The sequence below is a fragment of the Xanthomonas sp. LF06-19 genome (genome assembly GCF_034105425.1).
GTDB classification, from domain to species: Bacteria; Pseudomonadota; Gammaproteobacteria; order Xanthomonadales; family Xanthomonadaceae; genus Xanthomonas_A; species Xanthomonas_A sontii.
Map to the genome: position 1 here is coordinate 1 of NZ_JAXGGH010000029.1, position 452 is coordinate 452.

The window sequence follows — 452 nt, forward strand, 5'->3', positions numbered from 1 at the left end:
GAAGCATGGGGTGGCGTTCTACGGCTACAAGCTGCACGCCAGCACGGACCGTCGCTGGGGCTTCATCCGCCGTTACGACGTGAGCGCGGCCAACGTGCACGACAGCCGTCACTTCGAGCAGGTGCTGGACCCGGACAACACCGGCCGCACGGTATGGGCCGATAGCGGGTATGCCGATGCAGCGCGGGAATCAGACCTGAAAAGGCGTGGTTACCGCCCCGCGATCCAACATCAAGGGCATGCGCGCAAGCCCTTGAGCGAGGCAGCAAAGCGCCGGAACCGTCGAATTGCCAAGGATCGGGTGTTCGGCGAGCACCCGTTTGCGCGCTTGGCCCAACAAGGCGGCAAGTTCGTACGCTGCATCGGCTTGGCGCGGGCAAAGGTGGTGATCGGGCTGAAGGTCGCCAGCCATAACGTGATGCGGCTGGCACGGCTACAGGAGCGGGCCATGG

General features: G+C 64.8%; 1 protein-coding gene. It reads left to right on the forward strand.

The genetic code is table 11. From position 1 onward, the window contains the following. A partial coding sequence (locus SLW55_RS20585) for a transposase (RefSeq protein WP_320745644.1) occupies nt 1–452 on the forward strand: 452 nt, incomplete at both ends.